This is a genomic window from Algoriphagus formosus (assembly GCF_002807035.1).
GTDB lineage: Bacteria > Bacteroidota > Bacteroidia > Cytophagales > Cyclobacteriaceae > Algoriphagus > Algoriphagus formosus.
The window spans coordinates 183,213-200,811 of the sequence record NZ_NIUC01000001.1; the positions used below are offsets into that span (position 1 = coordinate 183,213).

A 17,599-nucleotide genomic window follows, 5' to 3' on the forward strand; every position below is an offset into this window, starting at 1 on the left:
TCAGTTCATTCGCATTTGAATGATTTGAATTCGATTTCTACCCGTATTTCTGAATGTCTTGTAACGGACCGGTAGCAATGCTAAGCCAGTGCCCACTAAAATTCCGCTAATAATACTGACATTCCGGTCAATCGTAAGCTCTCCTTGTTGGTAAAGAGAGTTGACGCCATCTACTGTGAAAAGTAAGACCCCAGAACCCAAAAGCAGGTAATTCAGGCCGCCTAGGGTCTTGTTTCTACGGTCTTTATTCCTAATGTCAACCTCTAAGATGTCCTCCGGAGAGATTATATTTTCAGATAGATAGATGTAGTCAGCTGTGAATTCCTTGATGACATCGGTGACATAGTAGCCAAGTTTGGCACTCTTGTAGGTTATTTGTTCTCCAACGTGGTATTTTATTTGGGATTTAGTGTTGTTTCCTCGCTTCAAAAGTAAGAAGTCGCTGGATTGAGCCGAGCTGTTGAGAGTTATGAATAAAAATAACCCCAAGGCAAAAAACAGTTTTTGACAAAGGAGAGGGGAATTGGAAAAGTATTTTGATCTCATCAATCGAAAATTACATCAATCCCACTAAATCCTGCAAAAAATAAATGAAAATCTTTTAGTCTAAAATAAAAAAGCCCGCTTGAACGGGCTTGAAGTATTAGGTAGATAGAATTTTGGCAACTCGAAAGTCATCATCATCTACAGTTTTGTCATCTACGATTGCTTTTTTGATCGGGGTGAATACAACCCGGTTGTTGATTAGACCTGCCATCACATCGTATTTGCCTTGTAATAGTCCTTCAATAGCTGCAACTCCCAACTTTGAAGCAAGTAGACGATCAAAGGATGAAGGAGCTCCACCGCGCTGTAAATGACCCAAAATGGTTACTTTGATGTCATAATAGGGTAGATGCTTTTTGACTTTTTCTGCTATCTCCGCAGCACCACCACTTTTTCCACCTTCTGCAACGATCACAATATTGGAGGACTTTTTAGCCTTGGTTCTAATCTTCAGCTTTTCCACCAAATCTTCGATCGGCATCTTTTTCTCAGGAATCAAAATGGCTGCTGCTGCTGAACCTATCCCTGCATTGATGGCAATGAATCCTGCATCTCTACCCATCACCTCTACGAAAAAGAGACGATCATGGGAAGTGGCAGTATCTCTGATTTTGTCGATAGCCTGGATTGCTGTATTACATGCTGTATCAAATCCAATAGTTGAATCAGTCCCTGAAAGATCATTGTCAATGGTACCGGGAAGGCCAATCGCTGGAATTCCGAACTCTTTGTAAAACAAATGAGCACCGGTCAATGAACCATCTCCACCAATTACTACCAGCGCATCGATTCCATGAGAACGAAGATTATCATAGGCTTTTTTCCTTCCTTCTGGTGTACGAAATTCTTCACTCCGTGCGGATTTTAGGAAGGTTCCACCTCGTTCTAAGACATGGGTGATGTTTTTGGAATCAAGCTTTTTGATGTCATTCAGGATCATACCTTCATATCCACGGTATATCCCATACATTTCTAGGTTGTAATAAAACCCTGCTCTGACCGCTGCTCGAATGGCTGCATTCATCCCCGGTGAGTCTCCTCCCGAGGTCAAGACACCGATTTTTTTAATCACTTTAGTTTCCATTAGGCTTGAGTTAGCGCTTTAAACATGAGTTCAGCCGATGCAGGGTTAGTGGCTAGCGGAATATTATGTACATCACAGATTCTCATCAGCATTTGCACATCAGGTTCGTGTGGGTGCTTGTCCAAGGGGTCTCTAAAGAAAATGACCATGTCAAGTTCTTTTTGCGCAGCCATAGCGGCAATTTGAGCATCGCCACCAATAGGACCTGATAATAATCGCTGTACCTCAAAACCGGCTTTCTGAATATGTGAGCCTGTGGTACCTGTAGCTACTAATTCTACATCTGCTTGATGCAAAATATCTTTGAAGCCACTTAAAAAATGGACCATGTCGGCTTTTTTGCCATCATGTGCTATGAGCGCAATTTTCATGAATTAAGTTTAATAGGTTGGGTCAAAGTTAGAAAAAAATCTCTTTTCCTATCTTTTGCCAGTTCAATAAACTGTTAAGTCGATTGAGGGAATTATTTTCTTTTCTTATCTGCAAGCATTACCAGAAAAGCATATTCCATAGCTAGCTCCTTCAGGGCCTGAAATCTACCCGATGCACCTCCGTGACCTGCCTCCATATTGGTGTGAAGCAGTAGCAGATTTTCGTCAGTTTTCAAGTCTCTTAGCTTTGCCACCCACTTCGTCGGTTCCCAATATTGTACCTGAGAATCATGTAATCCAGAAGTGACCAGAATATTTGGATAGGCCTTCGATTCGACCTGGTCGTAGGGGGAATAGCTGAGCATGTAATGATAATACTCTTCAAACTTAGGATTTCCCCACTCTTGGAACTCTCCAGTAGTTAATGGGATACTTTCATCCAGCATGGTCGTCACCACATCCACAAAAGGTACAGCTGCAATCACCCCGTCAAATAAATCCGGTCGCATATTGATTACACCACCAATAAGTAATCCGCCTGCACTTCCTCCCATTCCGTATAAACGGTCTACCCGAGTATAATTCTCATCAATCAAGTGCTTTGCGCAAGCAATAAAGTCTGTGAAGGTGTTTCGCTTTTTTAGAAGTTTGCCATCTTCATACCATTTCCTACCTAGGTCTTCTCCACCTCTTACATGCGCTATCGCAAAAACAAAACCTCGATCCAAAAGACTTAAGCGATTACTGGAAAAATAAGCGTCCGAACTGTAGCCATATGAGCCATATGCATAGAGCAACAACGGATTGCTTCCATCTGGTTGAAATCTTGACTTTTTATAAACCAGGGAGATCGGCACCATGACCCCATCTTCCGCCTGAGCCCAAATTCTGGCTGATTCATAAAGTGTAGAATCATAGCCTCCGACTACTTCCTGTTGTTTCAGGAGTTTTTTCTCCCGAGTGACCATGTGATAGTCGAATATAGAAGCAGGAGTGACCAGCGAATTGAAGCCAAACCGTAGGATTTCAGTATCAAATTCTGGGTTGTGTCCAATCCAGGCGGTGTAGGCTTCTTCTCCAAAGTCCAAAGCATGTCCTGGACTTCCATCCCAAGGTTTGATCAGTAATTGGGTAAGTCCGTTGCTTCGCTCCTGTGAGACAAAAAAGCCTGAAAAAAGATCAAAATCCTCGATCAAGACATCCTCTCGATGCGGAATAAAATCTTCCCAATTCTCCAATTCTGGATTGTCAACCGGAGCTTTAACCACTTTGAAATTTTGGGCTTGGTGATTTGTTCTGATCCAAAAATGATCTTCATAGTGGTCGGCAGCATACTCGAGGTGAGGAATTCTTCCTTGAAGAACCTTCCAATCACCCAAAGGTTGACTGGCATCGACAAATCGGATCTCGGATGAAATCGTGCTTTCTGAATGAATCAGTAAGAAGGCCTCTGATTTGGTTTTCAATACGTGGCAGGAAAATTCCTCATCTTTTTCCTCAAAGATCAACTGGTCGTTTTCTGAATTAGAATACAATTCATGTCTAAAAATTTTATGAGCTCGAAGGGTTTCAGGGTCTTGTTTTGAATAAAAAAGATGCTGATCATCTGCTGCCCAAGTGATATTACCGGTCGTATTGGGAATGGTTAAGCTAGAAGTTTCCCCTGTTTCTAGGTCTTTAAAAAATACCTCATAGATTCTTCTGCCTACCACATCCAGTCCATAGGCTAGATATCGCTGATTATGACTTATCGCCAATCCACTCACTTGACAATAAGGCTTTCCCTCGGCAAGCTCATTCACATTCAGTAAAATCTCTTCCTTAGCCTCCAAGGATCCTTTCTTTCGGCAGTAAATTGGGTACTCACAGCCTTGCTCATATCTCGAATACCAGAAGTAGCCCTTCTTGAAATAGGGTACACTTTGGTCATCTTCTTTGATCCGAGATTTCATCTCTTGGAAAAGTTGATCTTGTAGTCCTTCTGTTTCCTTTAATACTTCTTTTAAGTAGCTATTTTCTTCTTTTAAATAGTTAATCACTTCAGGGTTTTCGCGATCTCGCATCCAGTAGTATGGATCGATTCGTTCGTGGCCATGTGTTTTTATAATGTGATTTATCTTTTTGGCGATTGGTGCCTTCATATTTTTGAGATTTTGGGTTGTAAAGCAAATCAAAATGAAGGAGGAAGGTTCATTTTTTCTTAAAATTCTGAGGTATTTTAACTTGGCTATTGTGAAAATTGAAAAAAAGGAAGTTATTAACTCTCTAATTACTAACCATCAACCTTAATCCAACGCTTATGGGAATGCTCAAAGAGTTTAAAGAATTTGCCATGAAAGGCAATGTGGTCGATCTTGCTGTCGGTGTGATCATCGGTGGAGCCTTTGGCAAGATCGTAACATCTTTTGTAAATGATGTGGTGATGCCACCAATAGGCCTCTTAGTAGGAGGTGTCAATTTCAAGAATTTGGTTTATCCACTTAAAGAAGCCGAACTTGATGCAGCTGGGGAAGTACTGACTCCTGCCGTGACATTAAATTACGGGATGTTTATCCAAAATGTGGTAGACTTTGTCATCATCGCCTTTGTGATCTTTTTGGCGATAAAAGCCATCAATCGGATGAATCGAAAAGAAGAAAAGAAAGAGGCTTCAGCACCGCCACCACCACCGCCAAAATCTGAAGTACTACTTGAGGAAATTCGTGATCTCCTCAAAAAGCAATAAAAAAAAAGCTCCATTTGGAGCTTTTTTTATGGATTACGATTTTGTCTTTGCCTTTGATAAATGCTTCTGGCAAATTCTCGGTTTATCGAGTTTAGCTGTAAAATTTGCTGGTAGGATATCACTGTAGCAGCTTTTAGAACAAAGGCTTCTTCGTCTTCGATCAATTCCCGCTGTAGTTCAAATCGCTGCTTAATGAGTCTTTGAGCTTCCTCTTTGGATATGGAATCGGTATTTGACCGAGGGTTAAGACTTGCAATCTGCTTTAACTTCTCTTCTCTTTGCTCATTGAATTCATTGAAAATTGGCCAGAAATTTTGAGCTTGTTCAGGGCTTAAATCCAATCTGGTTGTGATAAAGGCAATTCGAGCTGCTTCCAGTCTTTCACGATCAATTCCTCGGCGTTGAGCCTGTACCGAAAGTATAATCAAGAAGTTAAGGATCAGGAATATTCCAAACTTTTTCATTGTTGCTGAGGTGATAGGTTTTCTTCTTCCAAAAACTCTTCGAAAATAGTCATCTCTTCTTCGAAAAGCTCATCGAGTAATTCATTTGGGTCTTCGCTCATTGCCAAAATATCCTCTGCTGTCCAATATTCCGAATCAATATACAGGTTGATATTTTCATCCAAAGCCACAGCAGGGGATGGGCTTTCAGAATTCGGTAATAAGAAATAAATGGATATCGAAGCAAAAAACACAAATACTGCCGCCCATTTCAAATACAAATAGTTCGAATTGGATTTTGTTTTCGACAGGATTTGATCTGGGAGTCCTTCGAAATAACCATCGGGGGCTTTGAATTCGGGTAATTTTGGTAATTTTTCCATTTCAATTTATTTGACTCTGAGAGAAGGGGAAGGTTTATTCAGATTTTAAATATTCTTCAATTTTTTTGACTGCATGATGATAGCTCGCCTTCAATGCCCCAGTACTTGTTCCAGTCACTTCGGACATTTGTTCGTAAGTCATTTCCTCTTGATATTTCAAATGAAAGACTATACGCTGCTTTTCGGGTAGAGTCAGGAGAGCTTTAGCCAGCTTTTTTTCGATTTCATTTCCATCAAGACTCCCGGGCTGGTCAATGTAGGATTCCAACTTTTCCTGATGATCGTCCACTGAGAAGAAAAAGCGCTTTTTCTTTTTCTCCAGAAAACTCAGGGTTTCATTTACTGCTATTCGATAGATCCAAGTGTAAAGCCCGGAATCTTCTCGGAATTTATCTAAATGTCTATAGGCCTTGATGAAAGTATTTTGAGTCAGATCATCAGCATCTTCATGAATTAAAACCATGCGGCGGATGACTTGATAAATACGACGCTGATACTGCTCGATCAAAATCCTAAAACCACGATCTTTGGTTTCAGGCTTACGAATAAGCCGAAGAATATCTTGGTCGTCTATTTGAATCATTGAATTTTAGACTTGACTTTTCATCTTGGGTTTATTCAGCTCACAAATTTTTCTAAAAAATCCCATTTCAAAACTGAGGCGATCGAACGTAAGCCTAAGACCAGGGTGAATAAAACGATCAGGTAAGAGAGAATCAGGTAGCTTATTTGGCTTTTCGACTTACCCATGACAGCAGTTCGACTTGCCATCCATACGATCCAAACACTCACAAAAGGCAGAAGGACTCCGTTAGCTAGCTGTGCAAAGGATATTAATTGTACGGGCTTAATGCCCAAGGATGCAAAAATCAACCCTAAACCCATGACAAGTAAAATAGAAAGACGCATGGGTCTAGATTGAGTTTCTTGGCTTTTTCCTAAAATACCGCAAATGACTAAGGCCGCAGCCAAAGGTGCTGTGATTGAGGAGGTCAGACCTGCTGCTAGAAGCCCGAAACCCATCAAATAGGTCCCCGTTTTCCCAAAAACAGCTTGTAAGCCATTTGCTATGGATTGGGCGTCCTGAATTTGCTCGCTCATATTGAATGTCCCGACGATCAAGATGGCCATAGATACTAAGCCGCCTAAAACAACGGCCAGTCCAATATCCCACCGCATCCAATGAAAGGCTTTTCGGTCCTTCCACTTGTTTTTGCTCAAGGATGCATAGAGAAATAGGTTGTATGGAACTACCGTCGTTCCAATCAATGCTACCACATTGGTGAGATTTTCAGCATTAATTCTTGGGATAAAACCACCAGCCACTTTTGACCAGTTTGGTGCCAAAGCAATAGCCGTCCAGATAAATGAAATGGACATCAAAATCACCAGGAAAACCAAGAATCGCTCAATGGATCGATATTTGGCAAACCAAAGCATAGCAAAGGCAAGCGATCCTATAAAAAGATTACCCAAGTCCAAGGATAGTCCAGCTAGATCAACTTTTGGCAAAGAAATAAATACTTCCAAGCCTAATCTAGCACCGGTGATATTTCCGGATTCGTAGGCGATGTTTCCCAACACAATCGCCGAAAAAATCAATAGGATTTGGATCGATTTATAAATGAAAGGACCTGTACTTTCCCTGACAAGCTCGCCCAGGTCTTTTTGCGTAGCAATCCCAATTCTTCCTGAGGTCTCTTGAAGGACAATAGTAATCAATACGGATAAACCCAAAGCCCAAAGTAATTCAAAACCGAAATTGAAGCCAGCAAGTGTACAGACCATGACTGTTCCTGGTCCGATGAAAGCTGCTGCTACAAGTGGTCCGGGACCGATATTTTGGAGGAGATTTTTGATGGGTGACAATTTTCCTTTTCGGAAAAATAGCCTTTTGGGTAGAATTTTTGTTATAGATTCATAAAATTCTTATTTACTCGATATTTCTATGAATTGGTTGAAAATTAGCTTCAAAATCGTTGCTGTCATTTTCTTGTCTTTTGTTTTTTTTCTGCTCCTTCTTTTTAGGAATGATATTCCAAAGGATGAAATTGTGGCGAAGTATAGTCTTCCGGAGTCCCATTTCATAGAATTGGATGGAATAAATCTGCATGTTCGTTTCCTTGGAGAAGGTATTCCTGTTTTTTTGATTCATGGTAGTTTTTCTTCCTTGCACACCTGGGATCAATGGCAGCAGGAGCTTAGTCCCTATTTCATGACTATTTCTGTGGATCTTCCAGGGCATGGATTGACAGGTCCGGATGAATTGCAGCGGTACTCCATCATGGATTACAGCGAACTGATACTTCGACTCGCAGATAAATTGAATCTTCCGAAGTTTCATATAGCAGGAAACTCAATGGGAGGAGCCGTAGCCATGCAAGTGGCGAGTACCAGGCCGGATCGTGTACTTTCTTTGAATCTTATCGACGCATCAGGAGCTCCCAGACCTGAGCCGAGAAGTATTGAATCAGGTTCAAATACTAATTCCAGTCGAGGTGGTGGAGCTTGGATTTTTAAGTTGGCGGGTCATCCGGTTTTTTCTAAAGTTTTATTGAAATGCACCCCTAAGTTTCTTTTTGCGATGAACCTAAAACAAGTCTATGGGGATGAAGAAAAAATCTCCAAAGAAGCCGTAGATCGATATTTTGAGCTGATGCTTTCAGAGGGAAATCGGCAGGCAACACTGGATAGACTTCGATCTCCGCGGAATTCTGATATTGATTTTAAGCGCCTTACCATGCCTACATTGATCATGTGGGGCAAAAAGGATACTTGGATCCCCGTAACCCAAGCATATCTTCTGGAAAAAGCCATTCCAGGATCTTCTCTGGTAATCTTTGATGAGGCTGGCCATGTGCCTATGGAAGAAATCCCGACAGAGACTGTCTCAAAATACCTTTCCTTTTTGGGAGTTGAGATCAGGCCCAAGTACCTTGATGAGCCAAATTTCCTGACTTATGCCTACTGATTATTTATTGATCCTTGTTCTTCTTTTTCAACTTCTAATTTTCATTTTTTTGATTTGGTCGCGCTATTCAGGCTCGAAAAATGACGCCTTTCGACAGCTAAAAGAAGAGGTGAATCAAAGCCTTTTGGAAGGAAGAAAAGAAAATCGGCAAGATCTACTTGCCCAATTTAGATTGGTATTTGACTCACTTCGGTCGACTTCCCGAGATCAACAGGAATCGATCAAGAATTTTGCAGAGGTCTTCAGGCAAAATATTAAAGACCTGAATGCATTACAAAAGGAAAAGCTGCAATCCATCCATCAGCGACAGGAAGAATTGCAAAAAAGCACAGAATTGAAACTTGAGAGAATCCGTGAAACTGTGGATGAAAAACTTCAAAAGACATTGGAAGCACGGCTTGGGCATTCTTTTGAATTGGTGTCAAAGCAGCTTCAGGCGGTTCAAAAAGGACTTGGAGAGATGCAGCATTTAGCAAATGGAGTAGGAGACCTGAAGCGAGTGCTGAGTAATGTCAAGAGCCGTGGAGTGCTTGGAGAGTATCAACTTCAAGCTTTATTGGAAAATATGCTTTCACCAGAGCAGTACTTGAACAATGCTTCACTTGGAAAAGGTAATCGTGAGCGGGTCGAGTTTGCGGTGAAGATGCCGGGAAATGAAGAACCGGTTTTACTCCCAATTGATGCTAAATTTCCTCAGGAATCCTATCTGCGACTAGTGGATGCATACGATAGTGGCAATGTTTCTGAAGTAGAGTATTATCGTGCTGAATTGGTCAGAGCGATTAAAAAATCGGCTCTGGACATTAAATCCAAGTATTTAAATCCACCTTACACGACAGATTTTGCTATTTTATTTCTCCCTGTCGAGAGTCTCTATGCAGAAGTGCTCAGACATCCCGGTCTCGCACAAGAAATCCAACAAGAGTACAAAGTTTTGGTGACTGGCCCTACCACACTCTCAGCGATTTTGAATAGTCTTCAAATGGGTTTCAAGACTTTGGCTATTCAACAGCGAAGTTCCGAAGTTTGGCAGATTTTGGGTGCTGTGAAAACTGAATTCTCCAAGTTTGGAACACTCATCGAGCGCACGCAGAAAAAACTTCAGGAGGCGAATGATGATTTGGATAAGCTAGTTGGAGTCCGGACACGCGTGATTCAGCGGAAACTCAAGGATGTACAAGAGATACCGCAGGAGGATAGTAACAGGCTATTAAAAGAATCAGAATAGTTTACCTATTTCAGTTTAATTCGCTTTATAGTCCAATTCTTCAAATTTTTCTCCTATTTCCTGATTACCATGTAGAAAGCTATTAACTTTGCCGTCAGTTTTATCACCAGAACCAATTCTATGGGGATGCACATCGTCATTGCTGGAGCGGGGGACATGGGTTACCACCTTGCCGAGCAATTGAGTTATGACAATAAGGATATCACACTGATTGATACAGAGCGAGAAGTACTGGATTATGTTTCTTCAAAGCTAGATGTCTTGACGGTGATGGGGGATGCCACCTCCATTGATGTTCTTCAACGAGCCAATGTCTCGAATGCCAGTATGCTTTTGGCAGTCACTACGTCTGAAAAAACCAATATCGTAGCCGCTGTTTTAGCCAAGCAACTAGGAGCCAAAATGGTCATGGCTAGAGTAAGAAATCACTCTTACCAAAGCAGTGAGAATATTCAATTTTTTCATAATCTAGGAATAGATAACCTGATTTCTCCTACCATGCTTTGCAGTAAGGAGATCTTCAATATGATTCAGAACTCCAGTTTTACGGAGGTTTTTGACTTTGAAGGTGGAAAGCTAAATATCGTAGGTGTCACATTGGATGAGTCTAATCCGCTTGTAAATCAACGGATTATGGACATGAGTTCCAATCCGATTTTTGAGGATATTCGGATTATTGCCATTCTGCGTGATCAGAAAACTATTATCCCGAGGGGAAGTAATATCATTCGGAATCACGATCACGTGTTTTTTATTTCTACCAAAAAACACACCGAAAGTATCCTTGAGCTGATCGGTCAAAAGAAAAGAGAAGTCAAGAATATCATGATTATCGGTGGAGATGATATGGCTTTGACCACCGCCCTTCGGCTAGAAGATCATTTTAGAGTTACCCTAGTCAATAGAGATAAGGAACGTTGTAAGTGGCTAGCAGAGCAACTTCCCAATACCTTGATAATCAATGGTGACTATAAAAATATTGAATTGCTGATTGAAGAAGGCTTGGAGCAAATGGATGCTTTTTTGGCTTTGACTGAGTCTTCTGAGACCAATATTATCACCAGTCTATCTGCAAAGAATCACGGGGTGTATAAGACTATCGCTCACGTCGATACTCGGGAATATATTCATATTTCGCATAGCATTGGAGTTGATTCTTTGATCAACAAAAAATTGGTAGCTGCAAATGAGATATCCCGATATCTCAGAAAAGGAACCGTTGAAGCGGTTTCGGGGATTTATGGAGTAGATGCTGAGTTTATTCAGTATTCAGTTTCTAAAAACAATCGCTTGACCAAAAACCCACTGAAAGATCTTCATTTCCCGGATACGGCGATTGTCGCAGGAGTCATTCGAGGAGAAGAAGTATTTATTCCGGATGGTGAATTCCAATTGCAATTAAATGATAAGGCGATCGTTTTGGCACTTCCTCAGGCCAAGAGTTCATTAGAAAAACTTTTTAACTAAGTATGATTCACCATCGGGAAATTGCCAAAATCATGGGAGCATTATTGGTGCTTATTGCACTGCTTATGCTTCCTGCAGTTGGTTTTTCATGGTATTACGATGAGAATGCCTGGCCACTTCTGATTTCCATGGGGATTTCTGGATTGGTTGGGGCAATTCTATTTTTATCCTTTTCCAAACAAGACCAAAACATCCGAAAGCGGGAGGGCTATCTCATCGTTGCTTTGAGCTGGATTTTTATGAGTCTTTTTGGGATGTTGCCTTACATTTTGAGTCATCAAATCCCATCCTTCGAAGACGCTATTTTTGAAACGGTCTCCGGCCTGACTACGACTGGAGCGACTATTTTGACAGATATAGAAGTGATGCCCAAAGGGATTCTCTTTTGGAGAAGCATGACACAGTGGATTGGTGGTTTGGGTATCATCGTATTGACAGTAGCTATTTTTCCGCTGTTGGGAATTGGGGGAATTGAGCTCTTTGTAGCGGAATCACCGGGTCCCACTTCCGATAAAGTTCACCCTAGAATTTCTGAAACAGCAAAGAGACTTTGGTATGTATATGTCGGTTTGACGCTTTCAGCTACCTTGTTGTATTGGGTAGGGGGGATGACCTTTTTTGATGCCATTAATCATGGATTAACCACGATGGCTACGGGAGGATTTTCTACCAAAAATGCCTCTATGGCTTATTACGATTCGGCTTTTATTCAATATGTAGCCATCTTTTTCATGTTTTTGGCAGGGACCAACTTTACGATTATCTATTTTGGATTGATGGGTAAAGTGCGTCGTGTCCTACGAAGCGACGAGTTCAAAGCCTACACTATTGCCGTTTTGGCACTTGCCGTTATTTTGTTTTACCCCATTGCTGCAGGAGGTAACGATTACGAATTAGCATTTCGGAAGTCCCTTTTTCAGGTTGTTTCCCTTGTTACTACTACGGGTTATGTGACCGATGATTACACCCAATACGGACAAGGAGCGACTTTTATTTTCTTCATGCTACTTTTCCTAGGAGGGTCTGCAGGTTCTACAGCAGGTGGGATCAAATTTGTAAGACACCTCACGTTTATCAAGAACTCCTGGTTGGAGTTCAAAAGACTGATTCACCCGCGGGCAGTGGTACCGCTCGTTATTAATGGAGATCGTGTAACGGGTAGGATTATCACTCATATCATGAACTTCCTGTTGATCTATCTTTTGACTTTCGTGCTGGGTTCTTTAGCACTTTCGCTGATGGGTTATGATTTGGCAACCTCCCTCGGGGCAGTAGCTACAAGTCTTGGAAATGTAGGTCCTGCTATAGGTCAGGTCGGCCCAGTGGATAATTTTGCCTTCTTCTCTCCGATAGCGAAAATCTTCCTCTCTTTTATCATGCTCTTGGGAAGATTGGAGCTTTTCACGCTTTTAATCTTATTCACTCCGTTTTTCTGGAGAACCAATTAATCCTGGATTTCGAACTGAGCTTGAATTTTAGCAATTCGATCTTCTAAGCTTTCTGAGGATAGGGTGGTACGACTGAGCCGATCGACCATGATCGGAAAGGAAAAGGGAGTAAACTGAACCGGATAGCGAATATCGATTCGTTTTCGATTGATCTTCTTGACTGCTTTGACAAACTTTTCCTGCTCCATTTGTTGATTCAAAGCCTCTTTTTGAGCTTGCTTGAGGAGTAAGTTCTCCGGATCATATTGCTCAAATACCTGAAAAAGCAAGCTTGAATTAGATTGAATATGTTTGAAAGTGGCCTGTTTGCCGGGAAAACCCTGAAAGACTAAGCCTGATATTCCTGCTATTTCTCTGAATTTCCTACGTGACATTTCACTTTCATTTACGCAAAGCAGCGCATCCTCTTCTAGGTTTTTTAGTGTAAAAATATCCTCCTCCAAAATCTCCTCAATCTCGATGGGGCTGTCGCTAAGTAGCTCAAATCCATAATCATTCATAGCCATATTGAAGGTCACCGGATAACTGACAGAAATCCGATAGGCGATCATAGCGCTCATCAACTCATGAATCATCCGACCTTCAAAGGGGTAAAAGAATAAATGATAACCTTGTTTACTCTGAAAAGACTCAATCAACAAAGTATCAGGGTCTGGAACAACCGAAAGCTTGCTTTGCAGATCGAGAATAGGGGCTATCTGCCGGACTTCCTCTGATTTCATCAGTCCTTGATTGTATTCTTGAAGGATTTGAAGAATTTGGTCGGCTAGCATAGATGAAAGCGACATTCGAGCACCCATCCAACTCACGACATTGGAAGTCTTTTTCTCAGATACCTTTACAGTGGCAGTCAGATCTTTGATTTTTAATAATTCAAGTGACCTCCCAGCAAAAAAGAATCTATCGCCTATTTTCATTTTGGTGATAAAATACTCTTCGACTGTACCAAGGTATGCCCCATTTTTAAATTTGATTTTGATCATGGGTTCGGATACAATCGTACCCATTGAAAGCCGATGCTTCATGGCAATCCGCTTATTTTTTACTTTGTAAAGCCCATCCTCATCAAGGATTACTTTCAAAAAATCCTCGTAGCTGCTAAGTGAATCGCCCCCTTGGGTAATAAACCGAATCAGCCAATCCATTTCCTCCGAACTCAAATCCTTAAAAGAGAATGTATTTTTCACGATGGGATAAACATCCTCTTTACGGAATCCTACACCGACTGCAAGCGTCACTAAAAACTGAATTAAAACGTCATAGGGCATTTCAGGAGGGAATTGGGACTCCAGACTCTCGGATTCGATAGCATTTCTCAATGCGGCTGCCTCTATTAATTCCAATGAATTTGTTGGGACAAAAAAGATTTCCGAAGGGAGCCCTGGCTGATGTCCCGCTCTTCCGGCGCGCTGAATAAACCTTGCCACACCCTTAGGACTACCCACCTGAATGACCCGATCTACTGGCCTAAAGTCGACCCCTAAGTCTAAACTTGAGGTGCAAACGACCAACTTCAACCGTCCTTCATGGAGGGAGTCTTCTACCCAAGCCCGGACTTTCATGTCCAGCGAACCGTGGTGCATAGCGATCCATCCAGCCCAATCGGGTCTGGCTTCTAGAAGCTTTTGATACCAAATCTCAGTTTGTGATCGGGTATTAGTGAAAAGCAAAACCGTCCGTCCTGCTTCAATGATGGGAATGACCTGCTCCATCATCCGAATGCCCAAATGTCCTGACCAAGGATATTTCTCGATTTCTGGAGGAAATATCGAGTTCAAAATAATGGGTTTATCGATTTCAGCTTTTACCAAGTGAATGGGAAGCTTAGTACCCAAAAGTGCTTTGGCAGCTTCCTCCATATTTCCAATAGTGGCCGAAATGCCCCAACGTCGAAAAGTATGTTTACAAATGGATTGGATGTACTCCAGACCCAATTGAACTTGGACGCCACGCTTATTTCCAACCAACTCATGCCATTCATCCACCACCACGCACTGAAGGTTTTTGAAAAGCTTTTCATGATCTTTTTGAGCAATCAGGATATGTAGGGTCTCGGGAGTTGTGATCAATACTTCCGGTGGTTTTCGCTTGAGTGCAGCCCGGGTTTTGGCATCGGTATCGCCATTCCTCACAGCTACGTGCCAAGGTAAATCCATCGCATAGCAGACCTCCTGCATGGCTTTTTGGATATCTTGAGACAAAGCGCGGAGTGGAGTCATCCAAATGAGTTGAAGCCCATTGTTCTTTTTGCTTTTCCAGTCCTTAGGATTCTTTCGGATGAAATCCAAAATGACAGCAAACCAAAGTGCAAAAGTTTTACCTGACCCTGTAGGAGCATTGAGTAGACCTGATTTACCATCGAGGTAGTCCTTCCAGGCAGTTTTCTGGAATTCAAAGGCTTCCCAATTTTTAGCTCGGAAGTATGTTAATGCTGGTTCTAGGTTTTTATCCTCCATAAAGGTCGAGTAGGGATCGGAGTTCTTGTAGTGTATTGGCCTCTTCTTTTGGTTTGTCTTTTCTCCACCTCAAAATTCGTGGAAAACGAAGTGCAATCCCACTTTTGTGACGGGGGCTGTCTTGAATTCCTTCAAAAGCAATTTCAAATACCAATTCAGGTTTGACCGTACGCACCGGGCCAAAGCGTTCTTTGGTATTCTTTTTTACAAATTGATCCACTTCCCGCATTTCGGCGTCAGTTAACCCTGAGTAGGCTTTGGCAAAGGGGACTAATTGATCTCCATCCCAAACTGCAAAGGTATAATCACTGTATAAATCAGCTCTTCTTCCATGACCTTTTTGAGCATAAATCATCACCCCGTCAATGGTAAGCGGATCGATTTTCCACTTCCACCAATTCCCTCGCTTTCGACCGGTCTCGTAGGGACTTTTTTTGTGTTTAAGCATCAGTCCTTCTGCGAAATGCGCACGAGAGTCTTCACGGATGATGGCTAATTTTTCCCAAGACTCAGTAGTCAAAGGGTCGGAAAGTTCAAAATGACTGTGATCAACTTGAGCAAATAAGGATTCTAGCTGACTTCTCCTTGTCGATAGTGGCTTCTCTCGAAAATCCAGGCCTTCCCACTCCAAAAGGTCATAAGCCAAAAAGCTCACCGGTGCATCTTTCAGGATTTTTTTGGAGACATTTTTCCTTCCGATTCGAGTTTGAAGTAGGGAAAATGGTAGGGGTTGTCCAGATTGGAAAGCCAATATCTCTCCATCCAACACGGTTCCGCTTGGAAGTTGAAGGGCAAATTCTACCAACTCGGGAAATTTTTCATTGACCAGCTCCTCGCCCCGGCTCCAAATGAATACTTCACCGTCTCGAGAGATGATCTGACCACGGATTCCATCCCATTTCCATTCAGCCTGCCATTCATCCAAAGATCCAAGTTCTTGAGGTTCAGTTTCTAGAGGATGGGCTAAGAAAAATGGATAGGGTTTGGATAAATCCTGTTGATTTTGGCTTTGGTCAAATAGATCTTGAAAGCTGATTTTCTCAGGATCCCAATTTCCCATTAGGGCATAAGCAATTTCGGATTTTTCCCGATCGAGGAAATTTGCAAGTGCTTGTGTGATCAAGTTTTGGCTGACACCGATTCGAAATCCTCCGGTGATTATTTTATTGAAAACAAAGCGCTCCATTCTATCCAGCCGACTCCAAGAATCAATTAGAAATGCCTTTTTATCTTCATCATCGAGTCCTTTAAGATTCTGTAGTTTTTGAATCCAGGCACTCAGGTCCAGCTCATGGGTCTGGGTAGGAAGGGGGAGTAAGAGTGAAATCGTTTCGGCTAGATCTCCAACAGTATGGTAGCATTCTTCAAAAAGCCAAGCTGGAGTTTCTGACATTTCCATGCACCATTCGCGGAGTTGCTTTGTCGCGATTTGTCTTTTTGGCCTTCGATGAGTGAAAATCGCAATAGCCCAAACTTTGTCCTGATCAGAAGCAGCGTGAAAAAATTGATCCAATGCGGCCAATTTATCTTTGGTCTTATTGGACTGATCGAGCTGTGTGATCAATTGCGAAAAATATTTCATTCTGGATTTTAGAAGGATAATGTGACTTTAGTCAGCAAGGAATTGCCGAAAATCAATAATTTTATGTGAAAACGAACAGGTTTTGTAAATCTGACGTTTTAGCTATGAAAACTGAACAAGCATGAAAAAGTTACTTCTGAGTATAATGATAATAGGTTTGGGGTTTGCCTGTAGTGATCCCGAGCCAGATACTTACACGGGAAAAGTCGCTGAATACGAATTATATAAGTCTTCAGACTTTGATTTTAATGGCACCTTGACTGTCAAAGAACTGGTAGGAGGAAAGCTGGAACTGAGTATTATCTTAGATGGTGCAAACAGCAATTCCAATGTAAGTTATCCCGCACACCTTCATTTCGGAAACTATCAATTGCAGGATGCTCCGATTGCCTTTGTACTGAATTCTGTCCCTTCAAATTCACTTCAAAGCGTGACCGTTCTTGAGCAATTATCTGATGGATCTAGATTGAGTTTTGAGGATTTTGCGCTATTTGATGGGCATGTCAAAATTCACTTAGCGAATGATGGACCAGATTACGAAGTTATCTTGGTAGCGGGTGATATTGGTTTAGCAGCTGAGCAGTCTGTTTTCGATCCCTCCAAAATGGCAGTTTGCGGTAAGGATTTTTAATAGTGTTAATGACATTTAGAAAAGCACCTCAAAAGGGTGCTTTTTTGTTTCTAAGGGAATTTCTTTCTGGATTTGCAATACTTCAACCAACTTGATTCCCTACATTCTTACATTTGATTTACCAAAGTCTTAGAAATTATCCATCAAAGCGAATTAAAGTTTGCAGATAAAAAAGAGGCTGTCCTCATTTAGAACAGCCTCTTATTTTGGTTTTAACTTGATTGTTTTGAAATAGGTTGATTTCAGTTTTTTATTCTTAAAACT

The 17,599-nt window shown here is 41.6% G+C and carries 16 protein-coding genes; 6 read left to right on the forward strand and 10 right to left on the reverse strand.

Features of this window, described 5'->3' with window-relative positions; genetic code table 11:
- From CDH51_RS00840 to CDH51_RS00855, 4 genes are all read right to left on the reverse strand, one after another.
- The gene (locus CDH51_RS00840) at nucleotides 1-546 is read right to left on the reverse strand and encodes a hypothetical protein (RefSeq protein ID WP_100626834.1); all 546 of its coding nucleotides are present in this window, start codon (nucleotides 544-546) and stop codon (nucleotides 1-3) included.
- Nucleotides 547-643: 97 nt separating this feature from the next.
- Nucleotides 644-1,630, reverse strand: a complete 987-nt coding sequence (gene pfkA / locus CDH51_RS00845; protein WP_026946524.1) for a 6-phosphofructokinase — start codon at nucleotides 1,628-1,630, stop codon at nucleotides 644-646.
- A complete protein-coding gene (locus tag CDH51_RS00850) occupies nucleotides 1,630-2,001 on the reverse strand; it encodes a methylglyoxal synthase (protein WP_100626835.1) in 372 nt (123 codons plus the stop codon). The genes pfkA and CDH51_RS00850 overlap by 1 nt, the downstream gene beginning before the upstream one ends.
- A gap of 92 nt (nucleotides 2,002-2,093) precedes the next feature.
- Entirely contained in the window at nucleotides 2,094-4,142 is a 2,049-nt protein-coding gene (locus tag CDH51_RS00855; protein ID WP_100627763.1) for a S9 family peptidase, read from the reverse strand.
- 158 nt (nucleotides 4,143-4,300) lie between these two features.
- On the opposite strand from CDH51_RS00855, the gene mscL reads away from it, so the two are divergent.
- Nucleotides 4,301-4,726, forward strand: coding sequence for a large-conductance mechanosensitive channel protein MscL (gene mscL, locus CDH51_RS00860; RefSeq protein WP_100626836.1), 426 nt, complete (start codon nucleotides 4,301-4,303; stop codon nucleotides 4,724-4,726).
- Between the two features lie 26 nt (nucleotides 4,727-4,752).
- On the opposite strand, the gene CDH51_RS00865 is transcribed toward mscL, so the two are convergent.
- Genes CDH51_RS00865 through CDH51_RS00880 form a run of 4 tightly spaced genes read right to left on the reverse strand, consistent with a single transcriptional unit; the run spans nucleotide 4,753 to nucleotide 7,421 of the window.
- The gene (locus tag CDH51_RS00865) at nucleotides 4,753-5,190 is read right to left on the reverse strand and encodes a hypothetical protein (protein ID WP_100626837.1); all 438 of its coding nucleotides are present in this window, start codon (nucleotides 5,188-5,190) and stop codon (nucleotides 4,753-4,755) included.
- Nucleotides 5,187-5,552: a hypothetical protein gene (locus tag CDH51_RS00870; RefSeq protein WP_100626838.1), complete on the reverse strand. Its 366-nt coding sequence runs from the start codon at nucleotides 5,550-5,552 to the stop codon at nucleotides 5,187-5,189. Before CDH51_RS00870 ends, CDH51_RS00865 begins: the two co-directional genes overlap by 4 nt.
- 34 nt (nucleotides 5,553-5,586) lie before the next feature.
- Nucleotides 5,587-6,135 carry an RNA polymerase sigma factor gene (locus tag CDH51_RS00875; protein ID WP_100626839.1) on the reverse strand — a complete coding sequence of 183 codons (549 nt, stop codon included), beginning with the start codon at nucleotides 6,133-6,135 and terminating at the stop codon, nucleotides 5,587-5,589.
- A 35-nt stretch (nucleotides 6,136-6,170) separates the two neighbouring features.
- On the reverse strand, nucleotides 6,171-7,421 hold the full coding sequence (locus tag CDH51_RS00880; RefSeq protein WP_232724719.1) for an Nramp family divalent metal transporter: 1,251 nt from the start codon (nucleotides 7,419-7,421) through the stop codon (nucleotides 6,171-6,173).
- Between the two features lie 79 nt (nucleotides 7,422-7,500).
- Between CDH51_RS00880 and CDH51_RS00885 the strand changes: the two genes are divergently transcribed.
- The 4 genes from CDH51_RS00885 to CDH51_RS00900 all read left to right on the forward strand — a co-directional run bounded on the left by CDH51_RS00885 (nucleotide 7,501) and on the right by CDH51_RS00900 (nucleotide 12,666).
- Nucleotides 7,501-8,523, forward strand: coding sequence for an alpha/beta fold hydrolase (locus tag CDH51_RS00885; RefSeq protein ID WP_100626840.1), 1,023 nt, complete (start codon nucleotides 7,501-7,503; stop codon nucleotides 8,521-8,523).
- Nucleotides 8,513-9,751, forward strand: coding sequence for a DNA recombination protein RmuC (locus CDH51_RS00890; RefSeq protein WP_100626841.1), 1,239 nt, complete (start codon nucleotides 8,513-8,515; stop codon nucleotides 9,749-9,751). Before CDH51_RS00885 ends, CDH51_RS00890 begins: the two co-directional genes overlap by 11 nt.
- 120 nt (nucleotides 9,752-9,871) lie before the next feature.
- Nucleotides 9,872-11,218: a Trk system potassium transporter TrkA gene (gene trkA / locus CDH51_RS00895; RefSeq protein WP_100626842.1), complete on the forward strand. Its 1,347-nt coding sequence runs from the start codon at nucleotides 9,872-9,874 to the stop codon at nucleotides 11,216-11,218.
- A 2-nt stretch (nucleotides 11,219-11,220) separates the two neighbouring features.
- Nucleotides 11,221-12,666 (forward strand): TrkH family potassium uptake protein, encoded by a 1,446-nt coding sequence (locus tag CDH51_RS00900; RefSeq protein ID WP_100626843.1) that lies wholly within the window; start codon nucleotides 11,221-11,223, stop codon nucleotides 12,664-12,666.
- Here CDH51_RS00900 and CDH51_RS00905 read toward each other — a convergent pair.
- Both CDH51_RS00905 and CDH51_RS00910 read right to left on the reverse strand, forming a co-directional pair.
- Nucleotides 12,663-15,122, reverse strand: coding sequence for a ligase-associated DNA damage response DEXH box helicase (locus CDH51_RS00905; protein WP_100626844.1), 2,460 nt, complete (start codon nucleotides 15,120-15,122; stop codon nucleotides 12,663-12,665). The two genes, CDH51_RS00900 and CDH51_RS00905, sit on opposite strands and share 4 nt — an antisense overlap.
- Nucleotides 15,112-16,704 (reverse strand): ATP-dependent DNA ligase, encoded by a 1,593-nt coding sequence (locus CDH51_RS00910; protein WP_100626845.1) that lies wholly within the window; start codon nucleotides 16,702-16,704, stop codon nucleotides 15,112-15,114. The genes CDH51_RS00905 and CDH51_RS00910 overlap by 11 nt, the downstream gene beginning before the upstream one ends.
- 121 nt (nucleotides 16,705-16,825) lie before the next feature.
- Between CDH51_RS00910 and CDH51_RS00915 the strand changes: the two genes are divergently transcribed.
- Entirely contained in the window at nucleotides 16,826-17,335 is a 510-nt protein-coding gene (locus CDH51_RS00915) for a hypothetical protein (protein WP_232724720.1), read from the forward strand.
- Nucleotides 17,336-17,599: the final 264 nt, after the last annotated feature.

Excerpts from the sequence above, each read along its gene's own strand:
- CDH51_RS00840 (WP_100626834.1), bottom strand. The coding sequence starts at position 546 with ATGAGATCAAAATACTTTTCCAATTCCCCTCTCCTTTGTCAAAAACTG.
- pfkA (WP_026946524.1), bottom strand. The coding sequence starts at position 1,630 with ATGGAAACTAAAGTGATTAAAAAAATCGGTGTCTTGACCTCGGGAGGA.
- CDH51_RS00850 (WP_100626835.1), bottom strand. The coding sequence starts at position 2,001 with ATGAAAATTGCGCTCATAGCACATGATGGCAAAAAAGCCGACATGGTC.
- CDH51_RS00855 (WP_100627763.1), bottom strand. The coding sequence starts at position 4,142 with ATGAAGGCACCAATCGCCAAAAAGATAAATCACATTATAAAAACACAT.
- mscL (WP_100626836.1), top strand. The coding sequence starts at position 4,301 with ATGGGAATGCTCAAAGAGTTTAAAGAATTTGCCATGAAAGGCAATGTG.
- CDH51_RS00865 (WP_100626837.1), bottom strand. The coding sequence starts at position 5,190 with ATGAAAAAGTTTGGAATATTCCTGATCCTTAACTTCTTGATTATACTT.
- CDH51_RS00870 (WP_100626838.1), bottom strand. The coding sequence starts at position 5,552 with ATGGAAAAATTACCAAAATTACCCGAATTCAAAGCCCCCGATGGTTAT.
- CDH51_RS00875 (WP_100626839.1), bottom strand. The coding sequence starts at position 6,135 with ATGATTCAAATAGACGACCAAGATATTCTTCGGCTTATTCGTAAGCCT.
- CDH51_RS00885 (WP_100626840.1), top strand. The coding sequence starts at position 7,501 with ATGAATTGGTTGAAAATTAGCTTCAAAATCGTTGCTGTCATTTTCTTG.
- CDH51_RS00890 (WP_100626841.1), top strand. The coding sequence starts at position 8,513 with ATGCCTACTGATTATTTATTGATCCTTGTTCTTCTTTTTCAACTTCTA.
- trkA (WP_100626842.1), top strand. The coding sequence starts at position 9,872 with ATGGGGATGCACATCGTCATTGCTGGAGCGGGGGACATGGGTTACCAC.
- CDH51_RS00900 (WP_100626843.1), top strand. The coding sequence starts at position 11,221 with ATGATTCACCATCGGGAAATTGCCAAAATCATGGGAGCATTATTGGTG.
- CDH51_RS00905 (WP_100626844.1), bottom strand. The coding sequence starts at position 15,122 with ATGGAGGATAAAAACCTAGAACCAGCATTAACATACTTCCGAGCTAAA.
- CDH51_RS00910 (WP_100626845.1), bottom strand. The coding sequence starts at position 16,704 with ATGAAATATTTTTCGCAATTGATCACACAGCTCGATCAGTCCAATAAG.
- CDH51_RS00915 (WP_232724720.1), top strand. The coding sequence starts at position 16,826 with ATGAAAAAGTTACTTCTGAGTATAATGATAATAGGTTTGGGGTTTGCC.